This window comes from Rhizobium sp. TRM95796 (assembly GCF_025779995.1).
Classification (GTDB): domain Bacteria; phylum Pseudomonadota; class Alphaproteobacteria; order Rhizobiales; family Rhizobiaceae; genus Rhizobium_E.
The window spans coordinates 23,769-42,482 of the sequence record NZ_JAOXHE010000015.1; the positions used below are offsets into that span (position 1 = coordinate 23,769).

Annotated in this window: 17 protein-coding genes and 1 pseudogene; 3 read left to right on the plus strand and 15 right to left on the minus strand. The window is 61.6% G+C overall.

Annotated features, from left to right (window positions below; genetic code table 11):
- Positions 1-3: 3 nt before the first annotated feature.
- The 5 genes from OCK01_RS24105 to OCK01_RS24125 all read right to left on the minus strand — a co-directional run bounded on the left by OCK01_RS24105 (position 4) and on the right by OCK01_RS24125 (position 3,690).
- Positions 4-816, minus strand: coding sequence for a CbbQ/NirQ/NorQ/GpvN family protein (locus OCK01_RS24105; RefSeq protein WP_263826151.1), 813 nt, complete (start codon positions 814-816; stop codon positions 4-6).
- A gap of 59 nt (positions 817-875) precedes the next feature.
- Positions 876-2,219 carry a cbb3-type cytochrome c oxidase subunit I gene (locus OCK01_RS24110; protein ID WP_263826152.1) on the minus strand — a complete coding sequence of 448 codons (1,344 nt, stop codon included), beginning with the start codon at positions 2,217-2,219 and terminating at the stop codon, positions 876-878.
- 21 nt (positions 2,220-2,240) lie between these two features.
- On the minus strand, positions 2,241-2,693 hold the full coding sequence (locus tag OCK01_RS24115) for a c-type cytochrome (RefSeq protein ID WP_263826153.1): 453 nt from the start codon (positions 2,691-2,693) through the stop codon (positions 2,241-2,243).
- A gap of 162 nt (positions 2,694-2,855) precedes the next feature.
- On the minus strand, positions 2,856-3,140 hold the full coding sequence (locus OCK01_RS24120; protein ID WP_263826154.1) for a cytochrome C oxidase subunit IV family protein: 285 nt from the start codon (positions 3,138-3,140) through the stop codon (positions 2,856-2,858).
- Positions 3,141-3,144: 4 nt separating this feature from the next.
- Complete coding sequence (locus tag OCK01_RS24125; protein ID WP_263826155.1) at positions 3,145-3,690, minus strand: cytochrome c oxidase subunit 3; 546 nt, start codon at positions 3,688-3,690, stop codon at positions 3,145-3,147.
- A 116-nt stretch (positions 3,691-3,806) separates the two neighbouring features.
- On the opposite strand from OCK01_RS24125, the gene OCK01_RS24130 reads away from it, so the two are divergent.
- On the plus strand, positions 3,807-3,962 hold the full coding sequence (locus OCK01_RS24130) for a hypothetical protein (protein WP_263826156.1): 156 nt from the start codon (positions 3,807-3,809) through the stop codon (positions 3,960-3,962).
- Positions 3,963-3,975: 13 nt separating this feature from the next.
- On the plus strand, positions 3,976-4,647 hold the full coding sequence (locus tag OCK01_RS24135; RefSeq protein WP_263826157.1) for an NnrU family protein: 672 nt from the start codon (positions 3,976-3,978) through the stop codon (positions 4,645-4,647).
- Between the two features lie 221 nt (positions 4,648-4,868).
- On the opposite strand, the gene cysG is transcribed toward OCK01_RS24135, so the two are convergent.
- The 10 genes from cysG to OCK01_RS24185 all read right to left on the minus strand — a co-directional run bounded on the left by cysG (position 4,869) and on the right by OCK01_RS24185 (position 17,638).
- Complete coding sequence (cysG, locus tag OCK01_RS24140; protein WP_263826158.1) at positions 4,869-6,344, minus strand: siroheme synthase CysG; 1,476 nt, start codon at positions 6,342-6,344, stop codon at positions 4,869-4,871.
- Positions 6,316-8,973 carry a nitrate reductase gene (locus OCK01_RS24145; RefSeq protein ID WP_263826159.1) on the minus strand — a complete coding sequence of 886 codons (2,658 nt, stop codon included), beginning with the start codon at positions 8,971-8,973 and terminating at the stop codon, positions 6,316-6,318. The genes cysG and OCK01_RS24145 overlap by 29 nt, the downstream gene beginning before the upstream one ends.
- A gap of 228 nt (positions 8,974-9,201) precedes the next feature.
- Positions 9,202-9,537: a nitrite reductase small subunit NirD gene (gene nirD / locus OCK01_RS24150; protein WP_263826160.1), complete on the minus strand. Its 336-nt coding sequence runs from the start codon at positions 9,535-9,537 to the stop codon at positions 9,202-9,204.
- A 4-nt stretch (positions 9,538-9,541) separates the two neighbouring features.
- On the minus strand, positions 9,542-11,989 hold the full coding sequence (gene nirB, locus OCK01_RS24155; protein ID WP_263826161.1) for a nitrite reductase large subunit NirB: 2,448 nt from the start codon (positions 11,987-11,989) through the stop codon (positions 9,542-9,544).
- Between the two features lie 5 nt (positions 11,990-11,994).
- Positions 11,995-12,792, minus strand: a complete 798-nt coding sequence (locus OCK01_RS24160) for an ABC transporter ATP-binding protein (protein WP_263826162.1) — start codon at positions 12,790-12,792, stop codon at positions 11,995-11,997.
- A 12-nt stretch (positions 12,793-12,804) separates the two neighbouring features.
- Positions 12,805-13,707, minus strand: a complete 903-nt coding sequence (ntrB, locus tag OCK01_RS24165) for a nitrate ABC transporter permease (RefSeq protein ID WP_263826163.1) — start codon at positions 13,705-13,707, stop codon at positions 12,805-12,807.
- Positions 13,708-13,783: 76 nt separating this feature from the next.
- Positions 13,784-15,082, minus strand: a complete 1,299-nt coding sequence (locus tag OCK01_RS24170; protein WP_263826164.1) for a CmpA/NrtA family ABC transporter substrate-binding protein — start codon at positions 15,080-15,082, stop codon at positions 13,784-13,786.
- Positions 15,083-15,433: 351 nt separating this feature from the next.
- The gene (locus OCK01_RS24175; protein WP_263826165.1) at positions 15,434-16,705 is read right to left on the minus strand and encodes a CmpA/NrtA family ABC transporter substrate-binding protein; all 1,272 of its coding nucleotides are present in this window, start codon (positions 16,703-16,705) and stop codon (positions 15,434-15,436) included.
- A 34-nt stretch (positions 16,706-16,739) separates the two neighbouring features.
- Positions 16,740-17,339 carry an ANTAR domain-containing response regulator gene (locus tag OCK01_RS24180; protein ID WP_137154345.1) on the minus strand — a complete coding sequence of 200 codons (600 nt, stop codon included), beginning with the start codon at positions 17,337-17,339 and terminating at the stop codon, positions 16,740-16,742.
- Positions 17,336-17,638: a hypothetical protein gene (locus OCK01_RS24185; protein ID WP_263826166.1), complete on the minus strand. Its 303-nt coding sequence runs from the start codon at positions 17,636-17,638 to the stop codon at positions 17,336-17,338. The genes OCK01_RS24180 and OCK01_RS24185 overlap by 4 nt, the downstream gene beginning before the upstream one ends.
- A gap of 501 nt (positions 17,639-18,139) precedes the next feature.
- Between OCK01_RS24185 and OCK01_RS24190 the strand changes: the two are divergent.
- A pseudogene (locus tag OCK01_RS24190) lies at positions 18,140-18,502 on the plus strand (integrase core domain-containing protein); the annotation flags it as partial.
- Positions 18,503-18,714: the final 212 nt, after the last annotated feature.

Below are 18,714 nucleotides of genomic sequence, written 5' to 3' on the forward strand. Positions count from 1 at the left end.
GCCTCAGGCGATGATGGCGGCGGCGACTTCGGTAAGCGCCACCTTGACGTCGGCGTCGTCGCTCAGGGGCTCGATGATGGCGGCGCGGATCGCATCCTTCCGGTCCATGCCGCTGTCGATGAGGGCGGCGCAATAGACGAGCAGCCGGGTCGACACCCCCTCCTCGATGTCTGCGCCCTTCAACTTGCGTAGCCGGCTCGCCAGCTCCACCAGGGGCGCAACGCGGGCTTCGTCTAGCCCGCTTTCGATCGCGACGACGGCGATCTCCTGCTTCTTGGGCAGGAAGTCGAACTCAATCGACACAAAACGCTGCTTGGTCGAGGGTTTCAACGCCTTCAACATGGTCTGGTAGCCGGGATTGTAGGACACGACCAGCATAAAGCCCGCTGGCGCGGCGAGCGTTTCGCCGGTCCGTTCGAGCGGCAGGATGCGGCGGTCGTCGGTCAAGGGATGCAGCACCACGGCGACATCCTTGCGCGCTTCGACGATCTCGTCGAGATAGCAGATCCCGCCCTCGCGCACGGCCCGGGTCAGCGGCCCGTCGACCCAGACTGTATCGCCGCCCTTGAGCAGATAACGGCCGGTCAGATCGGCTGCGGCGAGATCGTCGTGGCAGGACACGGTGGAGAGCGGCAGTCCCAGCCGCGCCGCCATATGGCTCACGAACCGGGTCTTGCCGCAGCCGGTCGGGCCCTTCAGGAGCAGCGGCAATTGCCGGGTCCAGGCGGCTTCGAAAAGTTCGCATTCGCGACCGCTCGGGATGTAGGGTGGAATATCGATGGCTGCGCGTTCGCGCGCGGTGGAGAGCATATTCATGACGTCACTCCGAGAAGGGGAAAAAAGACGGCCCCGCCCGAGGCGAGACCGAAGGGAGATCATTCAGCCGCCTGCAGGCTTGCCGCGCGGGTCTCGCGTTCGCGGCCCGGCACGAACAAAGCCCAGAGGAACATGGCGGCCGAGATCAGCACGAAGACACCCGAGCCCAGCCGGATCCAGTAAAAGAGAGCCAGCTGGTCCTGCACATCCATGTAGCTTTCGCCGAGAACCCGTTGAAGATGCACTTGCAGCACGCCCGCGAAGGTGAGCGCGAAAGTCATGACCGACATGGCCGAGCACATGACCCAGAAGCTGATCATCGACAGCATCTGGTTATAGGGTGCCCGTCCCCTGAGTTCCGGCACTGCATAGGCCATCATCGCGAGGTTGAGCATCACATAAGCGCCGAAGAAGGCGAGATGACCATGCGCGGCGGTGACCTGTGTGCCGTGGGTGTAATAGTTGACCGAGGACAGCGTATGAAGGAAGCCCCAGACGCCGGCGCCGAAGAAGGCCATGACCGAGCAGCCGAGCGACCAGAGAATGGCGGCGCGGTTGGGATGCTTGCGGCCGGCCTTCCAGGTCATCACGAAGGTGAAGACGACCATGGTGAAGAAGGGCGCGACTTCGAGCGTCGAGAAAATCGAACCGATCCACTGCCAGTAACCGGGCGCGCCAATCCAGTAGAAATGATGGCCGGTGCCGAGAATGCCCGAGAACAGCGCGAGCCCGACGATCACATAGAGCCACTTCTCCACCACTTCGCGGTCGATGCCATTGAGCTTGATCATCAGGAAGGCCAGGACAGAGGCCATGATCAGCTCCCACACGCCTTCCACCCAGAGATGGACGACGAACCACCAATACATCTTGTCGAGCGCGAGATTGGCGGGATTGAAGAAGGCAAACAGGAAGAAGACCGCCACGCCCCAGAGCCCGAAAATCAGGATATTGGTGACAACTGTCTTGCGGCCTTTGAGCACCGTCAGCGTGACGTTAAACAGGAACATCAGCGCGATGACGACGATGCCGACCTTGATGGCGAAGGGCTGTTCGAGGAATTCACGGCCCTCATGAATGTGGAAGAGATAGCCTACGACGGCGACCGCGGCCGCGACAAGGAACAACCAGAACTGCGCCACCGCGATGCGGGTGCTGTAAAGCTCCGTCTCCGCCTCTTCAGGCAGCAGGAAATAGGTGGAACCCATGAAGCCCATCAACAGCCAGACGATCAGCGCATTGGTGTGGATCATGCGCACGATGTTGAACGGCAGGAGCTCCGACAGCGTGTTGGGCAGGACATAGATCGTTCCGGCGAGGACGCCGAACAGGATCTGGGCGAGGAAGAGGCCGAGCGCGCCGTAGAAATACAGCATGGCGACCTTCTGGGTCTGATATTTCATTATGATGCTCCTTCCCGTCTTTCAACCGGCCTCGTTGGGCGGCCATTTCTGGGTCTTGATCTTGCTGGTCCAGCGCAGGAACTCGGCGAGATCGTTGAGTTCCTGATCGTTGAGATGGAACTGCGGCATCTGACGACGACCCTCGATGCCCGAAGGCTGGGCAGCCATCCAGGCCTTGAAGGTCTCGCGCGTTGTCTCAACATCATCGTCGCCGCCCATGCGGGTCCAGACATTGCCGAGTTCGGGGGCGAAATAGGCGCCTTCGCCGAGCAGCGTGTGGCAGTTGATGCAGGCGTTCTTCTCCCAGACCCGCTTGCCCCGCTCGACCGCAGAGGTGAGCGTGCTTTCGTCGGTGGAGGTGGTGCGCATGTAGTAGTGGCTGTGCGCGGTCAGCCCGATGAAGATGGCGAAGAAGAAGACCGAGCCGCCGTAGAAGACGTTCCGCGCTCCTGTTTTGGTCAAATAGTCCGACATGTCTGTCCCTCTCGCTTCCCGCGGAAAAGGCGCGGGATCGGATGATGCGGAGGCCGGCGCGCCAGCCTCTGAGTTTAGGGATGCCGGAAGAGACGCGCGCCTTCTTTGTCGAAAGGCAAATAAATCTGACGCCAAAATGAGAGGCCCCGAAGGGCCTCAGCGTCAGCTCAGCAAGAGGGGAATGGCGGCTTTGGCGACCGCAAGCGCTGTGAACAGCGCGGGCCAGGCGATCAGCGCCGCAGCCAGTCGCGGCCTCTCCCCGCGCAGTCCCATGAAATCGAGAATGACGATCCGCGCCTTGATGATCGTCAAGCCGGTCACCGCGGCGAGCGCCCAGAGCGGCAGCGCCTCGTGTCTCCACTGCGAGACGATCAGCGAAGCGGTGATGGCCATGAGAAAAAGCCAGATGGCGCAGCCGAACAGCCAGCGCGTTTGCATATTGCGCATGAAATCACCCGAGATAGACGATGGGAAAAATGACGAGCCAGACGAGATCGACCGCGTGCCAGAGCGTGGCGACAAGGGCGATATTGCCCGGCTGCGGCCGCCGCGCCACCAGCAACATGATCAAGCTCAGAAAGACGACATGGGCGAGATGGAAGCCGGTGATCAGGAAATAGAGCTCGAAGAAGGCGTGGAAGTCGGCGTCACCCGCAAAATGCAGATCGCCCCGATATTCCCAGGCCTTGATCGCAGCGAAGACGACGCCGAGGCCTCCTGCCGACCACAGGCCGATCTTGCGGCCCAGTTCGGAATTGGCGCGCACCGCCGCCGCCGCCCGCAAGCCGCTCGCCAGCAGCACCAGCGTGTTGAGGCTGGCGAGCCGCGTGTCGAGATGGAGCTTGGCGACGCCGAAATCCTCCGGATGCAGAAACGACATCACCAGGAAACCGCCAAGCAACACGCCGAAGGCCGCAAGCTCGCTCCATACCAAAATCCAAAGAATGAGGTCTCCGCCTTCGTCTTCCACAACAGTGCTGTCTATGATCGCCGCCATCGCCGTCTCTCCGTTTCGTCGATCCGGGGTAGCGCGGCAAAATTTTCTCTTCTTTGCTCTTTGACAAAGAGCAGGCGGCTTCAACGGCGGATAGAACGAGAAACGGAGATTTGACCATGACGGATGCGCAGACGGGACTTATGGTGGCGACGCCTGTGATCATCGGGTTTTCGATCGCGCTATACAGAATGGGCGTGCTGCAGCGTTACAGCACAGCGGTCGCGGTGATGGCGTCTGTCGTGGTCGCGGGCGTGCTGTTCTTTCAGCAATAGGGTTGAGGCCGCCATGATCCGCCTTCTCATCGCGTTCTCCGTCTTCATCGCGCTGCATTCGGTCCCGGCGATCCCTGCCCTGCGTGGTCGGCTGATCGAAAAAATGGGGCGCAGGGCCTACCTCATCGCCTATTCGGTCGTCTCGACGCTGGTTCTCGGCTGGCTGTTCTACGAGGCGCTGCAGACGGATTATATCGAGCTTTGGGAGCCCGCGCCCTGGCAGGCCTGGATCACCTTGCTGCTGGCTCCGGTCGGCCTTTTTCTGGTCACCGCCGGACTGATCAGCCAAAATCCTTTCTCCGTTACGTTGAGACGGCAAACGGACAAGGTCGGCGCGATCGTCCGCTTCACCCGCCATCCGGTGCTCTGGGGTTTCTTCGTCTGGGCTATCGGCCATATCGCACCGAATGGCGATCTGCGGTCGCTGCTGCTGTTCGGCGGTTTCGCTCTGTTTTCCCTGGGCGGCGTAGCCATGCAGGAGCGCCGGGGTCGCAAGCGTCTCGGCGCGCGATGGACAATCGTTTCGAAGGGCACCTCCTGTGTATTTCGTAATCCTTTCAATATCCGTTGGGACGCGCTGGCACGGTTGGCATTCGCTCTCACCGTGCTCACAGCAGCGCTTCTGCTGAGAGGGGGCCATCTGGAGACCTTCGGTGTCGATCCAATGGCGATGGCAACGGGTTGAGTTTGAAATGATCGGGCGAGGTGGGAACTGCAGGCATGACGCCGAAGCCAAACAGTTCGTCAACATCGCCCGCGATCTGAGACCCGGTATTATGGCACGACGGTGGCAAGGGATGTCAGCCGCGCCGGCGGCAATTTCGAGAATAAGGAAGCCCACCACATCTATCTAACCGACCTCCCCTCCTCATCAATGACGTCTCCCTCTTCGTGGTTGATGGTCGCTCAGCCGACCAAAGTCCTAAAATTTGTTGTCGGCGCGGCGGTTTTTTTAGTGGACATGCGGCTTGCTGCGGCAGCCCCGAACACCTGGCCGACACCGATCAAGACTGGTTCGTCCACGCCAATCCTGCCCATGGTTGCCCCGAGATCCGCGAGCCGGCCAGCCCAGCGCCGCTCTGTCGTCCTGCTCACCGAAGACAGGATCACGACCGGCATGTCCGATGGCATCCCCGCCTCACGCAGGCGTTGTTCGATCTGCCCGGCCATGCGGCCGCCCATATAGAAGATGCTCGTCTGATGCGGCTGAGCCAGCGACGCCCAATCGATGGTCGCAGGCAGCGCGCTATGGCGGGAATGTCCTGTCACGAAACGCACTTGCTGGGAGTGGTCGCGATGCGTGAGGGAGGTTTTCAGCGAAGCGGCCATGGCCGAGGCCGCTGTAATCCCGGGGACGATGTCAACGGCAATGCCCTCGCTCTCCAGCCGGGCAATTTCTTCCCCCGCGCGCCCGAAGATCATCGGATCCCCCGATTTGAGCCGAACGACGCGTTTGCCTGCCTTGGCGAAGCGAACCATCATGTCGTTGATGTCGTCCTGTTTGCAGCTTTCGCGGCCGCCGCGCTTGCCGACCAGAAATCGCTTTGCCTCCCGCCGCGCCAGTTCCAGCACTTCTGGCGATACAAGATCGTCGAACAGGATGACATCGGCGGATTGCAAGGCCCGCATGGCCTTGAGCGTCAGGAACTCCGCGTCTCCTGGACCGGCGCCGACCAGCGTCACCGAACCCATTTGTCCGGACATCCGGTCGGTCGACGCAATCCACTCCTCGGCCGCCTCCTTCGGCGGCGGCTCATTGGTCGACAGGCTGCGGATGGCGAAGCGCTCCCAGAACGCCCGTCTGGCGAGACCCGGGGCGAGCCGAAGATTGATGGTCTCGCGGAGTGTTTGGGCAAGTTTGCCCCACTGCTTCAGCGCCGGCGGGAGCAGTGTTTCGATCCGCTGGCGGATCGCCTGCGCCAGCACCGGCGCCGCTCCATCCGTCGAGATGGAGACGATGACCGGCGAGCGATTGACGATCGAGCCGAACTGGAACTGGCAATAATCAGGCCTGTCGATCACATTGACAGGAACGCCCGCCGCGCGAGCGGCGCAGAAGAACGCCTGCGCTTGGGCGTCGTCGCCGCAATCCGCGAGCGCCATCGCAGCACCCGTGAAGATCCAGCAAGACCAGGGTTGCGCATGGTGTCGTAACGAGGCCCGATCGAGTAATGCAATCATGGCGTCTCCGAGATCACTCGTCTCGCAATAGAGATCGACGTCCGCGCCGCAGGCGAGCAGCAGCTCGGTTTTCCACGCCGCGGCGTCCGAGCCGCCGACCATGACCACGCGTTTTCCCGCGAGATCCCAGAAGACCGGCAGTTTGGCCAGGGGCTCGATGCGGGACGCCGTCTCATTCGGCGGCAATGATATGGGTTGCATCGAGAATCCTCCTGATGTCGGGGCGGCAGGAGCCGCAATTCGTTCCGGCGTTCAACGCCGCGCCGATGGCGTCGACGGAGCGGCAACCGCTTCGCGCCGCAGCCAAGATGTCATTGACGCCGACCGAAAAGCAGGAACAGACGATCGCGCCTTTGTCTGCGCCGCCCGCGGCGGGACGCCCAGCGATCAGCGCCGTCCGGGCGCGAAAATCTGCATGACGGACCGTCAACTGTTCCGCCGCCCATTGGCGCGACACTTCCACGGGACCGCATGAAACGAACAACGCGGCGAGGAGACTCTCACCGTCGAAGGCGAGAAACCGATGATCGCCGCTTTCTGCGTCGTGATAGCCGGTAAGTTCGCCCAGACCTTCGGCCTGCAAGTTGCGACGGAGCCAGGCTTCCCAGCCATCGGCCGGCGGTTCGCCAGCAAATTCCAGACGATAGCCTGCATCTGCCCTTGCGATCGCCCAGTAGGAAAACGGTAGATCGGTGGGCCGGCGGGCGGATACCAGAAAGCCATGGGCCGGCGCCGCATAACGGCTGAGCGCGACGCGGCCCGTCTTGAGGGCGGGTTGACCCGATACCGGATCGACGCGGGACGGGACGAGACCGTCGACCCGAGCGCTTGGCGCGGTTTCTCCCGTCCAATGCATGGGCGTAAAGACCGAGCCGCGTAACTGGCGATCGGTGATCAGCGCCCGCACGATGATCGAGGCGCCTTGCGGGCTTTGAAGTCGAACGAGATCTGCGTCCGCGATGCGAAGATGGCGCGCGTCAAGCGGATGGATTTCGCAGAAGGGTTCGGCGATATGCGCCGACAGTCGTGCGCTTTTTCCGGTACGCGTCATCGTGTGCCAGTGATCGCGGATGCGGCCGGTGTTCAGGGTGAAGGCGTACAGCTCGTCCGGTTCAGACCGCGTCGGGGCGTGAACCGGAACGAACTTCGCCTTGCCGTCTTCCGTGAAGAAGCGGCCATCCTCGAAGAAGCGTTTGCGCGATGATCCATCCTTGGAGCGAGGCCACTGGAAGGGCGTCAGTTCCTCATAGGCTTGTTCATCAATATCCGCACAGCCGCCGATGTCGAAGTCGCGCGCGCCGTCATTTTCGAAAACCGACAACGCCGCATGTTCCGCAAAGATTTCTGCCGGAGAAGCATAATCGAACGCCGCGCCGAACCCCATCCGCTTGCCGACTTCGGCCAATTGCCGCCAATCCGGCAGCGTTTCGCCGGGCGATGCCAGAAATGCGCGCTGTCTGGAGATCCGTCGCTCCGAATTGGTCACGGAGCCCGATTTTTCGCCCCATCCTGCGGCAGGCAGCAGCACATGCGCAAGCCGGGCCGTATCTGTGTTCTTCTGGATGTCGGACACGACGACAAGGGGGCAGGCTCGAAGCGCATCCCGCACGCGATCGGCTTCGGGCATGGATACAACAGGATTAGTGGACATGATCCAGATCGCCTTGATCCGGCCGTCGGCGACCGCCTCGAACATGTCGACGGCCTTCAGTCCGGGCTTGCCAGCGAGCGCCGGGGCTTTCCAGAAGCGCTTGACGAGATCCCGATGGGCGGGATTTTCGATGGCCATATGCGCCGCGAGCATATTGGCGAGCCCGCCGACTTCGCGCCCGCCCATGGCGTTGGGCTGGCCGGTCAGGGAAAACGGACCCATGCCCGGGTGGCCGATGCGGCCGGACGCCAGGTGGCAATTGACGATGGCGTTGACCTTGTCCGTCCCGGAGGCCGACTGGTTGACGCCCTGGCTGTAGCAGGTCACCACTCGTTCGGTGGCGCAGAAAAGCCGGAAGAACTGACGGAGCGCCGGCATGGAAACTCCGGTCGCCCCGGCGATTTCCGCCATATCCAAACGGGCGGCGGCCACCAGCGCTTCGCCGATCCCCGACGTGTGCTTGCCGACGAAGGTTTCGTCGATCCCGCCATTTTCGGCGAGATAAGCAAGCAGACCGTTGAACAATGCGACGTCGCCGTCCGGGCTCATCTGGAGATGTATGTCGGCAAGGTCGCAAGTGGCGGTCCGACGCGGGTCGATGACGACGACTTTCATCGTGGGCCGGCTGGCTTTCGCCGCCGCCAGGCGCTGGTACAGCACTGGATGGCACCAGGCCATGTTCGAGCCGACGAGAACCACAAGATCCGCCAATTCGAGATCTTCATAACAACCGGGCACGGTGTCCGAGCCGAAAGCGCGGCGATGGCCGGCGACCGAAGACGCCATGCAGAGCCGCGAATTGGTGTCGATATTCGCCGAGCCGATGAAGCCTTTCATCAGCTTGTTGGCGACGTAATAATCTTCGGTCAGCATCTGCCCGGAAATGTAGAAGGCGACCGCGTCCGGCCCATGCTCAGCGATGGTTTGGCGGAAGCTCCGGGCGACGAGGTCGAGCGCCTCATCCCAGCTCTTTCTCAAGCCGCCGACTTCCGGATAGAGCGCCCGTCCGTCGAGATCGAGCGTTTCGGCCAGAGCGGACCCCTTCGAACACAGCCGGCCGTAATTGGCGGGATGTTCGGGATCGCCCCTGACGCTGACGTGACCATCATTGTCTACCTGGGCGATGACGCCGCAGCCGACGCCGCAATAGGGACAGGTGGTGCGGGTTTCAGTGGGCATGAAAGCCTCCTTCGATCTGCCCGCCGGCACCCCCCTCTGCCTTGCCAGGCATCTCTCCCTGAAGGCGGAAGATCGACCCGGGGTGACGGCATCGCCCGGTCACAACGGTTCGAGCAAAATGCAAGAACGCTGGATAGGCAATCGGCAGCGGGCGCCATCCGATTTCCCCCCTTGAGGGGGAGATATCCGGCAGGACAGAGGGGGGGATGCCAACAGCCGCCATCGTTATCATTCCGCCTCCATCATGATGGGTGTAAGGCAGATCGACAGCCGCCCGTCGACGTTGCGCACCGGCATGGTGCGGACCGCGCCGTCATCCGCGCCGAGCGCTTGGCCGCTTTCGAGCGAAATCACCCAGTTGTGCAGCGGGCAGGTGACGGATTTGCCATGCACGATGCCCTGGCTGAGCGGCCCGCCTTTGTGCGGGCATTGATCCTCGATGGCGAAAACCTCGTTTTCGGCGGTGCGGAAGACGGCGATCTTGCCTTGCGGAGTCTTCACACAGCGGGCGCCGCGCAGCGGAATGTCGTCGATATGGCCGATTGCGATCCAGTTGCTGTCCATGATCTCACTCCGCCGCCTGATGGAAACCGATGGTGGCCATCGGCTTGAACTCGTGCTTGTCCTTGCCGGAGACGCGTTCCGACCACGGATCGACCTGGGCGAACTTCTGGCTGAAGACGAAGCGGTCGAAATAGGCGCACCGCTTGTCGTGATCCGCCATGATCTGCCGGCGGATCTCGTCATGGCCGATGCGCTTGGCCCATTTGTAGATGCGTTCGAGATAGCGTGCCTGTTCGCGATACATCTGCGTCAGCGCCACGATATGCTCCAGCGCCTCGTCTTCCGTCTTCACGAGCCCGAGAATATCGGTGCCCTTGATGTCGAGGCCGGCGGCGCCGGCGAAATGGATCTCGAAGCCGGAATCCACGCTGATGACGCCGATATCCTTGCAGGTCGCTTCCGCGCAGTTGCGAGGACAGCCTGAGACGGCAAGCTTGAGCTTGGCCGGCGTCCATGAGCCCCACATGAATTTTTCGATGCGAATGCCGAGCCCGGTCGAGTCTTGGGTGCCGAAGCGGCACCAGTCGGACCCCACGCACGTTTTGACGGTGCGAAGTCCCTTGGCGTAGGCCTGACCCGAGACGAAGCCGGCTTTGCCGAGGTCGGCCCAGACGGCGGGCAGATCCTCTTTCTCAATGCCAAGGAGATCGATGCGTTGGCCGCCGGTGACCTTCACCAGCGGTATCTCGAATTTGTCGACGACATCGGCGATGGCGCGCAGTTCGGCGGCGTTGGTCACGCCGCCCCACATCCGCGGCACAACCGAATAGGTGCCGTCCTTCTGGATATTGGCGTGAACGCGCTCATTGACGAAACGCGACTGATAGTCGTCGGCATATTCGTCGGGCCAGTCGCAGACGAGGTAGTAGTTCAGCGCCGGCCGGCATTTGGCGCAGCCGCAGGAGGTTTTCCACTCCAACTCCTGCATGACGGCCGGAATGGTCTTCAGACCCTTGGCCTTGATCAGGCGGCGGACGTCGTCATGCCCCAGTTCCGTGCAGCCGCACATCGGCGTCACAGCCGCGGGGTTGTAGGCGTCGCCCAATGTCAACGTCATCAGCTGTTCGACTAGGCCGGTGCAATTGCCGCAGGAGGCGGAGGCTTTGGTATGGGCGCGGACGCCGTCGAGCGTCGTCAGGCCCTTGGCCGTGATCGCCGAGGTGATCTTGCCCTTGCAGACGCCGTTGCAGCCGCAGATTTCCGCATCATCCGGCAAGGCTGCAACGGCCGCCATAGGGTCCAGCGGAGCGCCCCCCTGGAAGGACTGGCCGAAAATCAGGCTTTCGCGCATGGCCGAAACATCGGTTCCGCGCTTCATCAGATCGAAGAACCAGGATCCGTCTGCGGTGTCGCCATAGAGCACGGCGCCGAGGATCTTGCTGTCCTTGAGCACGAGGCGTTTGTAGACTCCGGCCGAGGCGTCGCGCAGCACGATCTCCTCCCGATCCGGCGCCTCCGCGAAGTCGCCGGCGGAGAACAGGTTTATGCCGGTGACCTTGAGCTTCGTGTTGACGACGGAGCCATGATATTCCGATGATCCGCCGGTCAGGCGATCGGCCAGAACCCGGGCCGCCTCATAAAGCGGCGCGACCAGGCCGTAGCAGGTCCCGCGATGTTCGGCGCATTCGCCAAGCGCGAAGATATTGGGGTCCGAGGTCATCATGCCGTCATCGACGACAATGCCGCGATTGACGGCGAGTCCTGCTTCCTTGGCGAGGCTGGAAGCCGGACGGATGCCGACGGCCATCACCACCATGTCGCCGGAGATGATGCGGCCATCCTCCAGCTCGATGCCTTCGACTTTATCAGGGCCGAGGATCTGCTTGGTGTTGGCCTTGGTGATGATCTCGATACCGCGTTCGGTCAGCGCCTTTTCGAGCAGATAGGCTGCTGCCGGGTCGAGCTGCCGCTCCATAATGGTCGGCATGAGATGAATGACGGTGACATCCATGCCCTGGCGCTTCAGGCCGTAGGCGGCCTCGAGGCCGAGAAGTCCGGCGCCGATGACGATCGCGCGCCCTTTGCCTTTGGCGATCTCCAGCATCTTTTCGACATCATCGAGATCGCGATAGGCGAGAACGCCGGGCAGCTGATGGCCGGGAACCGGGATAATGAAGGGCAGGGAGCCCGTGGCGATGACGAGTCTGTCATAGGCCGCCGTCACCCCATTGGCGGCGGTGACTGTCTTGTCGTGCCGGTCGATCCCAGTGACTTTTGCGCCCTTGTGCAGGGTTACGCCATGAGCCGCGTACCAGGCGTCATTATGGATGACGATGTCCTCATAGGCCTTTTCCCCGGAGAGAACCGGCGAAAGCATGATGCGGTCGTAATTGACGCGTGGTTCGGCGTTGAAGATCGTCACGTCGTACAGGCCGGGCGCCTTTTCGAACAGCTCCTCCAGCATGCGGCCCGGGGCCATGCCATTGCCAATGATCACAAGTTTTTGCGCCATGGTGATTACTCCGCAGCTTCGACAAAGCGGTGACGTTCGTAGAGGAACTTCAACACGGCTTCGCGGGATTTGAGATAGGTTCGGTCAGCGGCGAGTGCGATGCGGTCGCGCGGGCGCGGGATAGGGACGTCCAGAACCTCGCCGATGCGGGCGGCGGGGCCGTTGGTCATCATGACGATGCGGTCGGAGAGCAACACGGCCTCATCGACGTCATGGGTGATCATGATCATCGTATTGCCGAGCCTGGAATGGATCTCCATCACCGCATCCTGCAGATGAGCGCGGGTGAGCGCGTCCAACGCGCCGAAGGGCTCGTCGAGCAGCAGGATCTTCGGCTCCATGGCCAGCGCCCGGGCAATGCCGACACGCTGCTTCATGCCGCCGGAGATTTCGGCGGGCCGTTTGTCTTTCGCATGCGCCATCTGCACGAGGTCGAGATTGCGCATCACCCAGTCGTGCTTTTCGGCCTTGCTCTTCTTGCCGGCGAAGACCTTGGACACTGCGAGATTGACGTTCTCATAGACCGTCAGCCAGGGCAGCAAAGAATGGTTCTGGAAGACGACGGCGCGCTCTGGACCGGGCGCGTTGACCTCCTGGTTTTCCAAGAGCACCGCTCCCGCCGTGACCCGCGTCAAACCGGCGATCAGGTTGAGAAGGGTCGATTTTCCGCAGCCGGAATGGCCGATGATCGACACGAACTCGCCCTTGTCGATGGTCAGCGTCACGTCCTTGAGCACCTCTGTGCGGGCGCCGCCGCGTTCGAAGCTTTTGTCGATATGGTCGATCTTGAGATAGGCGGTCATGAGCTCGTCTCCTCAGTTCTTGGCGGTGCCGCGGGTGACGACGCTGCCGACGAGGGCGACGAGCTTGTCGAGGACAAAGCCGGTCACGCCGATATAAGCCAGCGCCACGATGATGTCGGAGAGGCGGGATGAATTCCATGCATCCCAGATGAAGAAGCCGATGCCGACGCCGCCAGTCAGCATTTCAGCTGCAACGATGGCGAGCCAGGACAGGCCGACGCCGATCCGCAACCCGGTGAAGATGTAGGGTGCTGCCGCCGGGATCATGATCTTGTAGAAGAATTCGAGCGGATTCAGCCGGAGCACGCGGGCGATGTTGCGATAGTCGTCGGGAATGTTTCGGACGCCGACAGCGGTGTTGATGATGACGGGCCAGATCGAGGTGATGAAGATCACGAAGATCGCCGAGGGATTGGAATTCTGGAAAGCCGCAAGCGACAGCGGCAGCCAGGCGAGCGGCGGCACAGTGCGCAGGATCTGGAAGATCGGGTCGAGACCCCGCATGGCCCAGACCGATTGGCCGACAACGGCGCCGAGAAACACGCCGACAATTGCCGCAAGCCCGAAGCCGACCGCGACACGCTGCAGCGAAATCAGCACGCGCCATGCGAGGCCGATATCCTGCGAGCCATAATCGAAAAATGGATAGGCGATCAGATCATAGCTGTCGATCCAGACCTGGGATGGCGGCGGAAGCGTTGCGCCCGGACCCGAACAGAGGATCTGCCACAGGCCCAGGAGCGCGATCAGCACGACAAGCGGCGGCAGAACCGAGTGCGAAACCGATCTGATCGCGGGCTCCAGCTTGAGACGGCGCGCTGGACGCCTGGTCATCTGAACGATGGCGGCGCCGCCTTTGGCGGGGAGGGAGGCCGCAGCCGGTTCAGGAGAGCTTTTTCGAGCGGTGGCAGTCATGGTTTGGTCCTCTTTCGAGCGATGTCGGCCGGTGCGGCGTCGCCCTTCGCAGCAAGGAGCGAAGGGCGAAACTGCGTCAGGCGCCGGCTTTGATGGTCAGGCTGTCGAGATAGGCTTGCGGATTTTCGGGATCGAAGACCTTGCCGTCGAAGAAGGTTTCCTTTCCACGCGATGTCGACGCCGGAATATCGGCTGCGGCGACGCCGAGGTCCTTGGCGGCGGCGCGCCAGATGTCCTCGCGGTTGACCTTGTCGACCAGCCCCTTGATGCCGGTATCGGGCGCGAATTTTCCCCAGCGGACATTTTCGGTCAGGAACCAGGCGTCATGGCTCTTGAAGGGATAGGAGGCGTGATCCTTCCAGAATTTCATCTCGAGCCCGGTGTTTTCGACCACCCGGCCATTGCCGTAGTTGATCGTGCCCTTGAGGCGACCGGCGACATCCTTCGGCGGCACATTGAACCACTGGCGCTTGCCGAGGATGGTCGAGAGTTCTTCCTTGTTGTCCATGCTGTCGGCCCAAATCTGAGCTTCCATCACGGCCATCATCAGCGCCTTGGTCGCGTTCGGGTGCTTCTCGATCCAGTCGGAACGGAGCGCCAACGCCTTTTCCGGATGGCCCTTCCAGAGTTCGCCTGTGGTGCAGGCGGTAAAGCCGATGCCCTGATTGACGAGCTGCTCGTTCCAGGGCTCCCCGACGCAGAAGGCGTCCATATTGCCAACCTTCATATTGGCGACCATCTGCGGCGGCGGCACGACGATGGTGGAAACGTCCTTGTCCGGATCGATGCCGCCTGCGGCGAGCCAGTAGCGGATCCAGAGGTCGTGCGTGCCGCCGGGGAAAGTCATGGCGACCTTGATCTCGCCGCCAGCGGCCTTCTTGGCCGCGAAGGCCTGCTTCAGCTTCGACGAGTCGATCTGGACACCCGTCTGGGCATATTCTTTCGCGACCGAGATGCCCTGGCTGTCGAGATTGAGGCGGGCGATGATCGACATCGGCACCGGCACCTTGTTTTGGGTCACCTTGCCGGTCGAAATCAGATAGGGCATCGGTGTCAGGATATGCGCGCCATCGATGCCGTTCGCCTCGCCGCCGAGCACGAGATTGTCGCGGGTGGCGCCCCAGGACGCCTGCTTCAGCACCTCCACATCCGGCAGGCCATGCTTTTCGAACAGGCCCTTCTCCTTGGCGATGATCAGCGGGGCTGCGTCGGTGAGCGCGATGAAGCCGAGCTTGACGCCCGTGACCTCAGGTCCGGATGATGCGGCGAACGCGCCAGACGGGAAAGCGAGGCGCACGGCGCCGAGAAGTCCAGCTGCAGAGCCGGCCTTGAGGATCCGACGCCGGCTGATGGTCATTCCTGTATTCTTCGTCATGGGTCTTGGTCCCTCTGGAGTCTGACGGAATTCGGAAAACAAAAAAACGCCGCGTGCTGATCTGCCAGGTCCGGGCGGGAGAGCCGGACGGCAAAAGAGCCTGCGACGTCGATGTCTGATGGTTATCTGCGCCACACAGGGCGCTCATCCGTCCTTGGTCGCCGTTGACCGCGGACGAACATTATGAAGCAAGCGCCGTGCCAAATCAAACGAGGGCTGATCAAGCCATTACAGATATAGGTGCTTTCGCGGATAGCGGCCTTCGCATCGATCGCTGCAAGAGGCAGGACATTGCACGTTCAGCGGCCTCGCATTCCATGCAAATGCCCTCGGATTGTGCATTGCACTCCATCAGTCCTCATGGGCTTCAGTCTTGGCCGGCGCGTTCGAGCGCACTGAAAAGCGCTGCACGTAGTGCTCGATGTCGTTCGGGTCGAAGCGCTGGCCATCCATGAAGCCGTCATAGCCATAGGCCTCGCCTTCATCGGCATCATGCGGCTCGAGGGCGTCGACGTCGAGCGCCAATTTATAGAGATCGGGGCGGAAGGCGCTTTGCGCCCGCATCAGACCTTCGGCGCTGAACTCCGTCTGCCCCCAGCGGATCATCTGGCTGTAGATCCAGCTTGCCTGATCCAGGCGCGGGTGGTTCGCCTCGCCACGATGAAACAGAAAATAATCGGGGATGACGCGGGTCGTTCCATGAGCATCGAGACTGAATTCGCCGCTGAGAACGCGGCGGATGATGGTTTTCGGCGCAGCGATATAGGTGGGAGCTGCAAGAATTTCTGCCAGTTCGTCATGATGGGCGGTGTCGTCGCACCAGCGCGCCGCCCGGTCCAACGCGACGATCAGTCGGCATACGGTCTCGGTGTTGGCCTCGGCCCAATCGGGGCGCATGCCGAGCACTTTTTCGGGCGCAAGCGGCCAGATGTCCTGCTTGGCGGCGACGATGCGGCCGGCGCCGCGTTCGGATGCGACCATATTCCAGGGCGCGCCGACGCAGAAACCGTCGATTTCACCTGCCGCCAGCGCGTCCGAGGTCAGAGGCGGAGGAACCACGACCAGCTTGACGTCGCGATCGGGATGAATGCCGCCAGCCGCCAGCCAGTAGCGGAATTCGTAATTGTGGGACGAGAACGGATAGGTCATGCCGAGCGTGGGGGCGGGCTCTCCCCTAGACCGCATGTCGGCGAGAAGCGATGCGAGCGCCCGGGCGTTGGCCAGCGCGCCGGCGTCGTCGGTCAGGCCCGTCACGGCTTTCATGCGTTCAAAGATGCGCGCGGAGAGAGTGATCGCATTGCCCCCACGGCCGAAAGAGAAGGGCGCGATGGTCGGCGAGGGGTTCGATCCCAGCCCCAACATCGAGGCGACGGGCATCGGCGAGAGCATATGGGCGACATCGAACTGTCGAAATGCGAGCCGGTCCCGCACATTGGCCCAGGAGACATCACGCGCCAGATCGAGGCGGAGGCCTTCTTTCTCGGCGAAACCGAGTTCTGCGGCGACGATGAGAATTGAAGCGTCCATCAGAGGGATGAAGCCCGCCCTGACGACCTTCCTTTCCCTGCCGCCAATCCGCGCTGGAGATTTCACGGCGTCGCCGTTTTCTGTCGTGGCCATCATGGTTCTCCCCAGCCTGTGTCGTCCGGAGCTTCCATCACAGCAGCAGCCCCGCTGCCGTGACGACGCTCTGGGCGATGTCGGCCAGTTTTTTCTTTTCGTTCATGGCGGTCTGTCTCAACAGCGCGAAAGCCTGTTCTTCGCTCAGTCCGCGCATCTTCATCAGAATTCCTTTGGCGCGTTCGATAACCTTGCGCTCCTCCAGCGCATTGCGCGCTTCGGTGAGTTCCCGCTGCAGTCGGCTGAAGGCGTTGAAACGGCTGACGGCCATGTCGAGGATCGGCTTGATGCGCTCCTTCTTCAGGCCGTCAACCACATAGGCGGATACGCCCGCATCGACGGCGGCCTCGATCGCGGCCGTGTCGGACCGGTCTACGAACATGGCGATCGGGCGCGAGACTGTCCGGCTGAGCTGGAACATATGCTCCATCATGTCGCGGTTCGGGTTTTCGATGTCGATGATAATGACGTCGGGATCGAGCGTCTCGATCAGCCGCGCCACCCCTCGCATCTCGTGGATCACCTTCACATTGAGGTGGCCCGCCTCGTTCAGTCCTTCCTCGATGATCGACGCGCGGATTGCGTTCTCGTCGATCACGAGAATGGTGAGGTCGGCCGTGTTTTTCGGTTCATTCAAGGCGTTGCACCGGAAAAATAGAGCGCGAAGCCGATACTCGCGACGCTCAGCGCCGGAGTCGAACTCAGACTGCGGCTCGCCAAGAGGGCGGCGGCCGCAATTGCCAGCAAAAGCGCTAGGCTCAACGCCGAATTCGCCTCGGAAAATATCGACGCCAGTGAGGTCAGCAGCAGACTAGAGGCAATCGTCATCCGGATCAAACGTCCGCGCGAAACGCCTGTTTGCGCCGAGAACATCGTGACGAAGTCGGTCCAGCACAATCCGATGACGATGCTGAGGATAGGCGGATAGGCAAACAACGAGATCTCCCGAACCAATTGGAACGGGTGCATGCAAATTTTACGCCATGTTTCAATTGTTTAGAAAACAATGCAGATTTTAATCACTTGAAAAGAGATCGCCCGTTGTTGAGGGTGCCCGCCTCACGGTTCCAGCACTCAAATTGAGATCGACAGACTCTCTCACTGTGAAGGAGAACGAGCGATCCGGTCGGGACAGGCGGCGGACAGAGTCTGACCCAGCGTCAGATAGCAAAGACCAAAAAGTAGCTTGGGATCGTGGTCGAGTAGCTTTGCCATTCAGCTTCGCCCTCACAGATCCGGGCGGGCGGATTTCCCGCACCCGGCTCTTCCCGAGAGTAACCCGCGTCATCTCCTACCCTGAAACCAAGTTCGAGTAATACGTGGGACTGGCAGCGGGAAGCGTGCGGTCAGGATTTCAAATTGCAACCATCTCATCCGCCGACTTTTCTGACTTCGCCGCCTCAGGCAGCGGAACCATATGCGGCGTATTTGCTGATAGCCCATGGGGGCTTTGTACTCGATGCCCTCGACCAGGCGCTTCATGATCGGCGGCCCATCAAACGCGGCGGGCTGGTCCATCATTCCGACCGGCTGTCGGAGGCAGGCATCGAGCCATCTGTCGGGAGCGTCGGCTATTCCTACGACAACGCTCTCGCCGAAACGATCAACGGTTTTTACAAGGCCGAGATCATCCATCGGCGAGGACCATGGCGCAACTTCGAAGCCATGGAGTTCGCCACGCTCGAATGGGTGGATTGGTTCAACAACCGGCGTCTTCTGGAACCCATAGGCAACATTCCTCCCGCCGAGGCAGAAGAACGATACTATGCCATGCTGGACGCGCCAGCCATCACCGCATAACAACCAAATGGTCTCCGGCAAAACCGGGGCGGTTCAGACACCACAGCGGCTTCGGCATTTTACGAGGCACTTGGGTTATCCAGTTTAGAGTGCACAACCGCCACCCACATCATAAGAGTGACATAACTGCTCCCGGTGCACACTGCCGCCGTGAGGTCATGGCGCATTCTGGCAGAAAGCTGCCATCGCATGCGCGATGCATCATGTCGGTG

Excerpts from the sequence above, each read along its gene's own strand:
- OCK01_RS24105 (WP_263826151.1), bottom strand. The coding sequence starts at position 816 with ATGAATATGCTCTCCACCGCGCGCGAACGCGCAGCCATCGATATTCCA.
- OCK01_RS24110 (WP_263826152.1), bottom strand. The coding sequence starts at position 2,219 with ATGAAATATCAGACCCAGAAGGTCGCCATGCTGTATTTCTACGGCGCG.
- OCK01_RS24115 (WP_263826153.1), bottom strand. The coding sequence starts at position 2,693 with ATGTCGGACTATTTGACCAAAACAGGAGCGCGGAACGTCTTCTACGGC.
- OCK01_RS24120 (WP_263826154.1), bottom strand. The coding sequence starts at position 3,140 with ATGCGCAATATGCAAACGCGCTGGCTGTTCGGCTGCGCCATCTGGCTT.
- OCK01_RS24125 (WP_263826155.1), bottom strand. The coding sequence starts at position 3,690 with ATGGCGGCGATCATAGACAGCACTGTTGTGGAAGACGAAGGCGGAGAC.
- OCK01_RS24130 (WP_263826156.1), top strand. The coding sequence starts at position 3,807 with ATGACGGATGCGCAGACGGGACTTATGGTGGCGACGCCTGTGATCATC.
- OCK01_RS24135 (WP_263826157.1), top strand. The coding sequence starts at position 3,976 with ATGATCCGCCTTCTCATCGCGTTCTCCGTCTTCATCGCGCTGCATTCG.
- cysG (WP_263826158.1), bottom strand. The coding sequence starts at position 6,344 with ATGCAACCCATATCATTGCCGCCGAATGAGACGGCGTCCCGCATCGAG.
- OCK01_RS24145 (WP_263826159.1), bottom strand. The coding sequence starts at position 8,973 with ATGCCCACTGAAACCCGCACCACCTGTCCCTATTGCGGCGTCGGCTGC.
- nirD (WP_263826160.1), bottom strand. The coding sequence starts at position 9,537 with ATGGACAGCAACTGGATCGCAATCGGCCATATCGACGACATTCCGCTG.
- nirB (WP_263826161.1), bottom strand. The coding sequence starts at position 11,989 with ATGGCGCAAAAACTTGTGATCATTGGCAATGGCATGGCCCCGGGCCGC.
- OCK01_RS24160 (WP_263826162.1), bottom strand. The coding sequence starts at position 12,792 with ATGACCGCCTATCTCAAGATCGACCATATCGACAAAAGCTTCGAACGC.
- ntrB (WP_263826163.1), bottom strand. The coding sequence starts at position 13,707 with ATGACTGCCACCGCTCGAAAAAGCTCTCCTGAACCGGCTGCGGCCTCC.
- OCK01_RS24170 (WP_263826164.1), bottom strand. The coding sequence starts at position 15,082 with ATGACGAAGAATACAGGAATGACCATCAGCCGGCGTCGGATCCTCAAG.
- OCK01_RS24175 (WP_263826165.1), bottom strand. The coding sequence starts at position 16,705 with ATGATGGCCACGACAGAAAACGGCGACGCCGTGAAATCTCCAGCGCGG.